The sequence below is a fragment of the Allobosea sp. TAB14 genome (assembly GCF_052113865.1).
Lineage (GTDB): Bacteria > Pseudomonadota > Alphaproteobacteria > Rhizobiales > Beijerinckiaceae > Allobosea > Allobosea spartocytisi.
In genome coordinates, this window is record NZ_JBFRDQ010000035.1 from 24576 (window position 1) to 32193 (window position 7618).

At 68.3% G+C, this 7618-nt stretch carries 6 protein-coding genes; 3 read left to right on the top strand and 3 right to left on the bottom strand.

The window, feature by feature from the left end; all coding sequences use genetic code 11:
* Positions 1-231 precede the first annotated feature (231 nt).
* The 3 genes from AB4Y99_RS07525 (at position 232) to AB4Y99_RS07535 (ending at position 4029) form a co-directional block, all read left to right on the top strand.
* Entirely contained in the window at positions 232-1794 is a 1563-nt protein-coding gene (locus tag AB4Y99_RS07525) for a methyltransferase domain-containing protein (RefSeq protein ID WP_441522887.1), read from the top strand.
* A 66-nt stretch (positions 1795-1860) separates the two neighbouring features.
* Positions 1861-3660: a transglycosylase SLT domain-containing protein gene (locus AB4Y99_RS07530; RefSeq protein ID WP_441522888.1), complete on the top strand. Its 1800-nt coding sequence runs from the start codon at positions 1861-1863 to the stop codon at positions 3658-3660.
* A gap of 90 nt (positions 3661-3750) precedes the next feature.
* Positions 3751-4029, top strand: a complete 279-nt coding sequence (locus AB4Y99_RS07535) for a hypothetical protein (protein WP_038359850.1) — start codon at positions 3751-3753, stop codon at positions 4027-4029.
* 63 nt (positions 4030-4092) lie between these two features.
* Here AB4Y99_RS07535 and AB4Y99_RS07540 read toward each other — a convergent pair whose 3' ends face one another.
* The 3 genes from AB4Y99_RS07540 to tagF form a co-directional block, all read right to left on the bottom strand.
* Complete coding sequence (locus tag AB4Y99_RS07540) at positions 4093-6162, bottom strand: protein kinase domain-containing protein (protein ID WP_441522889.1); 2070 nt, start codon at positions 6160-6162, stop codon at positions 4093-4095.
* Complete coding sequence (locus AB4Y99_RS07545) at positions 6159-6968, bottom strand: PP2C family protein-serine/threonine phosphatase (protein WP_441522890.1); 810 nt, start codon at positions 6966-6968, stop codon at positions 6159-6161. Before AB4Y99_RS07545 ends, AB4Y99_RS07540 begins: the two co-directional genes overlap by 4 nt.
* Before the next feature lie 10 nt (positions 6969-6978).
* Positions 6979-7618: type VI secretion system-associated protein TagF (gene tagF, locus AB4Y99_RS07550; RefSeq protein ID WP_441522891.1), on the bottom strand; the 640-nt coding region annotated here is incomplete at its 5' end.

The following is a 7618-nucleotide window of genomic DNA, read 5'->3' on the forward strand; positions in this document are numbered from 1 at the left end:
AAACAAGGCCGGGCAGAGGCTCGTTGCTATTCGCGGCCGGCTGGATATTGCCGAGTGTTTCCGGAAGCTTGGTCTTTGACCCTAGGGCATTGTCTCAACCGAAGGCGGCGTATTGTGACGTTTTTGCCATAGGCCTGCGTCTTGCTTGGCCTCGCCTTGGGAGATGGCGCCGGACGCTCCTTCAAATGGATGAAGCGCCGCGCGCGGCCATAGGCTGCAATGCGGGTCGCGATGACGAGCGATCCAGCGATCAACCTTTACGACGCGGTGGCCTATCCGGCGCATTCCTTTGCGCAGACGCACCCGTCGCGCCTGGCGACGATCGCGCATTTCCACGGGATGCAGCCGGCGTCGCCAAAGGCGATGCGGGTGCTGGAGCTGGGCTGCGGGCGCGGCGGCAACCTGATCCCGATGGCGGTGCAACATCCTGGAAGCCGCTTCCTCGGCATCGACCTGAGCGGGGATTCGATCCGGCAGGCGAATGCCGGCGCAGCCGAGCTCGCGCTGTCGAACATCGCCTTCGAGCAGCGCGACATCCTCGCTGTCACGGCCGAGATCGGCACCTTCGACTACATCATCGTCCACGGCGTCTATTCCTGGGTGCCGGACCCGGTGCGCGAGCAGATCATCGCCCTGTTCGGCGAGCTGCTGGCGCCGCAGGGCGTCGCCTATGTCAGCTACAACGCGCTGCCGGGCTGCCGCTTCCGCGATATGGCGCGCGACATCATGCTGTTCGAGACGCGCGACATCGCCGATCCGCGCGAGCGGGTGCAGGTCGCGCGGGCGGCGCTCAAGGCCTATGCCGAGGCCAGCGATCCGGAGAACTATCACGGCGCCATCCTGCGCCAGCGGCTGCAGCAGATCGAAGAGCTCGCCGACAACGTGCTCTACCACGACGATCTCAATCCGATCGCGCGGGCTTTCGCCCTGCACGAGGTGATCGATGCCGGTGCGCGGCACGGCCTGCAATTCCTGGCGGAGGCCTCCTTTCCCAATCTGTACGGCGCCTCGAAGGGGCCGGCGCAGCGGATGCTGGCGGAGATTCCCCTCGATCAGCCGCTGCGGCGCGAGCAGACCATCGACCTGCTGATCGGCCGGCCCTTCCGCGAGACGTTGCTGTGCCGGGCGCAGGTGCCGCTGCGCCGGGGCGTCAGGGCGGATTCGTTACGGCCCTATTGCCTAGCCGCGGATGTCCAGCCGGTGCAGGAGGACGCGGAGGAGCAAGGGCCGGGCGTCGAGCGCTTCGCCTTTGCGGAAGGCGTCAAGCTCTCGGTGGATCTGCCGGCCTGCAAGGCGGCCTTGAGAATCCTGGGAGCGGCCTGGCCGGCGAACATGGCCTATGCCGATCTCGTCGCGCAGGCGCTGGACGTTGCCGCCGCCGAGGCGGGAGCGGATTTCGATCGCGACCGCGAGACCGCGCGGCTGGAAGAGGCACTGACCGCGATCTTCAAGGCCGGGCTGCTCGACATCAGGCTCGAACCGCCTCCGCTCACGACCACCATCACCGAAAGGCCGCAGGCGAGCCGGGTCGCGCGCTGGCAGGCCGCGACCGCGGCCGAAGTGACCGATCTGCGCCATCGCACCGTACTGCTCGACAGTGCCGTGGTGCGGAAATTCATCTGCCTGCTCGATGGCTCGCGCGACCAGCGCATGCTGCTCGACGACATGAATGCCTTCTTCGGCGAGGCGCGCGCAGCGAGCATCGTCGAGCCGGGCCTGCCCGAGCGGGCGACGGCGGAAGAGGTTGCGATGCATCTCAAGGACGTGGCGCGGCTCGGGCTGCTCCATGGCTGACGATTGTCGCACGCAGCGGTGCGGCGTAACCTTGCGTCAGTGTGAGGTGGAGCGCGGATCGTCGGGATGAGCGAGCGCTTCCGGCAATTCCAAGTCGCGTTTCCGGAGGAAGCCTGCCTCGCAGCGCTGATGCGCCTGCGCCATGGCGGCACGACCATGGCCTGCCCGGCCTGCGGCCGGCCGGCGACCTTCGAGCCGCGCCCGAAGCTGCGCGGCTTTTCCTGCAACCATTGCAACTACATGATCCATCCGGCGGCCGGCACGCCGCTGGAGAGCCGGCGCATCTCCCTGCAGCGCTGGTTCTTCGCCGTGAAGCTAATGGCCGAGCCATCGGCGAAGGCGGCTGTCACGGCCTTGACCCGCGAGGCGGGCCTGCCCCAGCTCGCAGCCAAGCGCCTCGTCGATGAATTGACCGCACTCGGCGAAAAGGGCGGTCCCTCCTGGCTCCCCGCCTTGCGCGAACTTGTGACCGGCAGGGGCGAGCCGCAAGCCGCTTCTGCCGCCGCCCGGCCGATGCCGCCGCAGGCGCCGGAACGGCCTGTCCCTCGGCCGCCAGCCCCGCCGCCGCTGCCCCGTCCGGTCGCCGAGGCCAATGTTCCGCGTGCGCCACCGCTGCCGCGCGAACCGGCGATGCCGAAGGCGCCGCAGCCGTCATCACCATCTCCGCCGCCTGCGCCACGGACAGCGCGACCGGAGCCCGAGGCTCCCGCTGCCGCTCCGAAGCCGAAGAAGGCGTTCTCGGGCCGCATGGCGATGGCGGGCATTGCGGCGGGCGTCGTCTGTGTCGTCGCGGCCATCGTGGGGCTGGCCTATGCAAGGCTGCAGCAGCAGGACAGGCCGCCGGACAATACCGAATTCGCTTCGGAGCAGGTGGTCCCGGCGCTGAAGGATGCCCCGGCGCGGCCGTCCTTGATCCTCTCCTCCGTCGAGCAGGATCTGGAGGGCGCGCGGCAGGCGGCCCAGTTCGCGCTCGACAACGATCCTTCGCTCGCCAACATCAAGGCGCAGGACGACGCGCCGACGCAGCAGATCCCGGTCAACCAGTTGCAGTTGCCGTCCAACATCCTCCTGGTGCCGCCCAAGGCGCAGGGCAGTGTGCCGGCGCCGGCGGGGCCGGCCTCGCCAAGCGGAGCGCCGCAGCCGCCGCCGATGATATCCAGCGGCGACCCGGACCAGGTCCTGACCTTCGGGCCGATCAAGATCCGCCGTCATCTCGTCGACACCATCGTGCGCGCGAGCAAGGTCGTCGGTGCCGATCCGACGCTCTTGATGGCTGTCGCGGACAAGGAATCTTCGTTCTCGACGGCGGTGAAGGCGCAGACCTCCTCGGCGACCGGGCTCTATCAGTTCATCGAGCAGACCTGGCTGGGCGTGATCTACGAATTCGGCGCGAAGCACGGGCTCGTGGCGGAAACCAAGCTGATCGGCAAGTCCGGCCGGCAGTTCGTCGTCACCGATTCCTCGCAGCGCCAGCGCATCCTCGACATGCGGCGCGAACCCTATATCTCGGCGCTGCTGGCGGCGGAGATGCTCAAGCGCGACACGTTGCGGCTCGAGCGGGCGCTCGGCCGCCATCTCACCGGCGGCGAGATCTACCTGATCCATTTCCTTGGGCCCGATGCCGCGCAGACCTTCATCGAGACGATGGAGGAGACGCCGGGCGTCAAGGCCGCGGAGCTCCTGCCGAAGCCGGCGCAGGCCAACCGGCCGATCTTCTACGTCGATGCCGGCGGCGAGACCAAGACGCTCTCGGTCTCCGAGGTCCACAAGAAGTTCAACGACATGATCAAGATCAGGCTCGACCGCTACAGCGCGGTCAGGCCGACGATGGGGGCGGGCGTCGCCCGGCCGCAGCCGAAGAAGTGATGGCCTTGATCGCGTGCCTCTCGCCGCGGGCAATCCCGCGCGCGGCGTTTCATTCCCCGCGGGGCCGGGGCTCGGGAAGGAGTGACGACCATGGCCGGCAATCGTTTTGAACAGGTCGACGGGCCGCAGGCCGATGCGATCACGCTCAGCCTGTCGGAGCGCGGCGGCGAGGCTTTCGGCCGGGTCCATTGCCCGGCGGAGCTGGCGGCGGGCCATCTCGTCAACGATTTCGTCAGCGACGAGATGGCTGCCAAGGACGCCTATCGCACCGCGATCCGCCTGGCCAACGAGATCAGGGCTCCGATCGTGGTCGAGGACGTGGCGGGCGTCTGGCAGGACGAGTGGGGCGTGCTCTACCGGGAGATGTGAGGGCGCCGGTCGCGCACCCCTGTCATTGCTCCGCTTGGCTCGCAATGACGGGGCCGCGCTTCCTCACTCGATGCGGAAATACTTGACCCCGAGGCCGAGCTTGCCGGTCTGGCGGGCGAGGTCGAGCTTGAGATTCCCGAAGAAGTCACCGGCAGGCGAGGGGTTGGGGCCGGAGAGCGCCGGCAACGGCTCCTGGCTGACGAGGGCGAGCACCGTCTGCGGGCGGGCCGCGCCGCCGGTCGATTCGAGCTTCAGGTTGAAGCTCACCTTGTCGCCCTCGCGCTTCATGAAGCTCGCGAGATTGTAGACGAGGCCGTCATCGCCGATCAGCACGACATCGAGATTGAGGCCGCCGCCGGCCTCGACCGAGCCGTTGAGTACCTCGCCGCTCTTCATGTTGAACGAGCCGATCTGCAGCTTCACGTTGCGATCGATCGCGAGGCCGGGCTGGCGCAGGAAATCGGCCATGGGGCACTGCGCCTTGGTCAGCGGGCGCAGGTTGATCTGCGCCTCGAAGCCCTGCGCCGCCTTGAAGGCGCTGTCGAAGGCGACGAAAGGCTCGGTGCCGCTGCCGAAGCCTTCGAGCACGGCCTTGCGATCGCCGATATCGATCGGCCAGAGGAAGAAACAGGAGCCGCCGTCATAGTCGCGGACGAAGCGTTCGATCCGCTCGGCCGGCGTGCGCGCATCGGGTTCCTTCACGATCGGCGGGGACTGCTGGGGATTCGTATTTTCGCCGGGAGGCTTCTGCGTGTTGATGGCGACCGGCGATTTCACCGGGGGCTTGGTGTCGACACCGGGCGGCGAGACAGGCGGGGGCGTGATTGCGGGCGGCCTGACGGGAGGCGCCACCGGCGGCGTGGGCGGAAGCTGCGTGCCGTTTTCGGTATCGACAGCAAGTTGGCCATCGGCCGGCTTCTGCTGCGTCGTCTGCGGGGGCGAGGAGAGTGGCGGGCTCGCATTGTCCGGCGTGGCCTTGGGGCCACCGGAATCGCTCCTTCCCGAAGCCGGGGTTTCGGGCTTGGTCTCGGTCAGAGCCGGCGGGTTGCCCCCGAGGGACTCGGTTCGGCCGGAAGGTGGCGGTTCGGAGAGCGGGGGCGGGGAATTGGCCGGAAGGCGTGCGGTCTGGCTGGTTTCGGCCGGCTTCAGTGCCGTCCAGGCGTAGAAGCCGCCGCCGGCCAGCAGGGCGAGCGCGGCGATGCCGGCGACCAGCGGCAGCGGTGAACGCGCCTGCTTGCCGGCTGATCGGCTGGCGGCCGCTGCGGCCTTCTTGCCGACCGGCTGCGGCTGCCAGGCGGCGATTTCGGCCATGTCGGCCGGGCGATTTTGCGGGTCGGGTGCCAGCATCCGCGCCAGCAGAGGGCGCAAGCTGGCGGCGACCTGCGAGAGATCGGGCAGGCGGCGGCGCTTGTCGAGGATGTCGGCCTGGCTGCCGCCCATGTCGATGGCGTGTCCGGTCAGCGCCTGCGCCAGCACGAGCGCGAAGGAATACATGTCCGAGCGGCCCGAGACATCGCCGCCATAGAGGCCGAGCTGCTCGGGCGAGACATAGTTGTATTTGCCGGCGAAGCCGGAGCCGATCACCGTGCCCTCGCCGAGGATGCTGGAGCGGGCGATCCCGAAATCGATGATCTTGGCGCGCGAAGGATCGCCGCCCGGCAGGATGATGTTGTCGGGCGAGATGTCGCGGTGGATGATGCCGAGCCGGTGCGCGGCATGCAGGCCCGGCGCGACGCGCTGGCGCAGGATGTCGGCTTCCTCGATCGTCAGCGGCCGCTCCTTGATGCGCTCGGAAAGCGGCTGGCCATCGACGAACTCCATCGCGAGATAGGGCGATTCCGTCACCGGATCGATGGTGAAGACGTAATAGCGGACGATGGCCTCGTTATAGAGGTTGTGCAGGGCCGCCGCCTCGCGCCGGAACAGGGCGAGGGCCGCCTCGTCGCGGGCCATCTCGGGCCGGATCATCTTGATCGCGACCGCATCGCCGGTCTGGATCGCGCGGCCGCGATAGACCTCACCCATGCCGCCGACCGCGATCAGGCTCTCGATCTCGTAGATGCCGTTGAGCTTCGTGCCGATGCGGGCATTGGCACGGGGCGCGATGACGGTGCGCTCGGAGTCGTCGCTCATGGCGTGTTACTCCCTGGCGTGCTGCTCCCTGCCATGCGCCGGTTCGGCATCCAGCGTGTCCTTTCGGCCTGGCCTTGTCGATAGTGGACGATGATGATCGTGACGTTGTCGCGCGCGCCGCGTTCGAGCGTCAGGGCGAGCAGGGCGTCGCAGGCGGCCTGGGCGCTCTCGGCCTCGACGGCGCGCAGGATCTCGGTATCCGCGACATGTTCGGTCAGCCCGTCTGAGCAGAGGAGGAAGGTGTCGCCATCGGCGATTTCGCCGCTCTCGATATCGAGCTCGGGCGTCTCGTGCACGCCGATGGCATGGGTGATGACGTGCCGGCGCGGCGAGCGCTTCGCCTCCTCGGCGGTGAGCAGCCCGCGGTCGACCATGTCCTGGACCTCGGTGTGGTCGCGCGAGATCTGGGTGATTTGCCCGGAGCGGACGAGATAGATGCGGCTGTCGCCGGACCAGACACAGGCGAAATGGCGCCGGTGGACGAGCAGCACCACCAGCGTCGCGCCCATGGTAGCGCCGCGCTTGCGGATCTCCTCGCGCAGCGTCTCGTTGGCGCCGAGCACGCTGTCTTCCAGCATCGCCAGCAGATCGGGCGCCGAGCCCGCCGCGCCCACCGCTTCGAGCGCGGCGACCACGGTCGCGCTGGCAAGCGCGCCGTTCTCGTGCCCGCCCATGCCGTCGGCGACCGCCCAGAGGCCGATTTCCGGCCGCAGGATGAAGTTGTCCTCGTTCGCCTTGCGCACCTTGCCGGTATGGCTGATGCAGCCGGTCTCGAAGTCTGAGGCCTCGCGTGGGGCTTCGTTCATGGCGCAACCCTCATGAGCTGACGCGCTTAGGTTCGAGATGGGCATCGAAACGACCCGTCAACAGGCCGGAGAAAAGATAGGGGTCGGGCAGGGCCTGACCGGTCAGCGCCAGCGGTTCGAAATTCGGCCCGCCGATTGTCCAGAGATAGGAGGCATGAGCATAGGCACGGGCATGATCCTCGACGCGCAGGGCCGCCAGCCGCTCGGGGAAGCCGGCAGCGGTCGCGGCGCTGACGATGGTGCCATCCGAAAGGCGTACCATGTCTTGCGGCGGGGCGGCGAGGAGGTGGTCATTGGGGGCGGGCAGGGCGGTCAGCCTTTGCGCCACGGCCTCGTAGCTCGCTCCCGGATCGAGTGCTTGCAGCAGAAAATCCTCGACCGCCTCGAACCATGGATCCTGCGGGTCGAGTTCCGGCGGCGGAATGGCTGCGCCGGGGCCGGCGGCAGCAAGGACGGTCAGCGGGAAATAGCGGCCGACGCCGTCGACCGAGGGCATGAAGGCGCCCGCGACCGTCTGCCCGCCGGCCTGCGCGCCGCCCAGCCAGAAGCGCCAGATCGGAGCGTTGAGATAAGCCTCCTGCCAGCGGTTGCCGAGTTCCAATCGGCTCGCGGTCAGCCCGCCCTGCAGCCATTTCTCGTAAGGCCCGAGG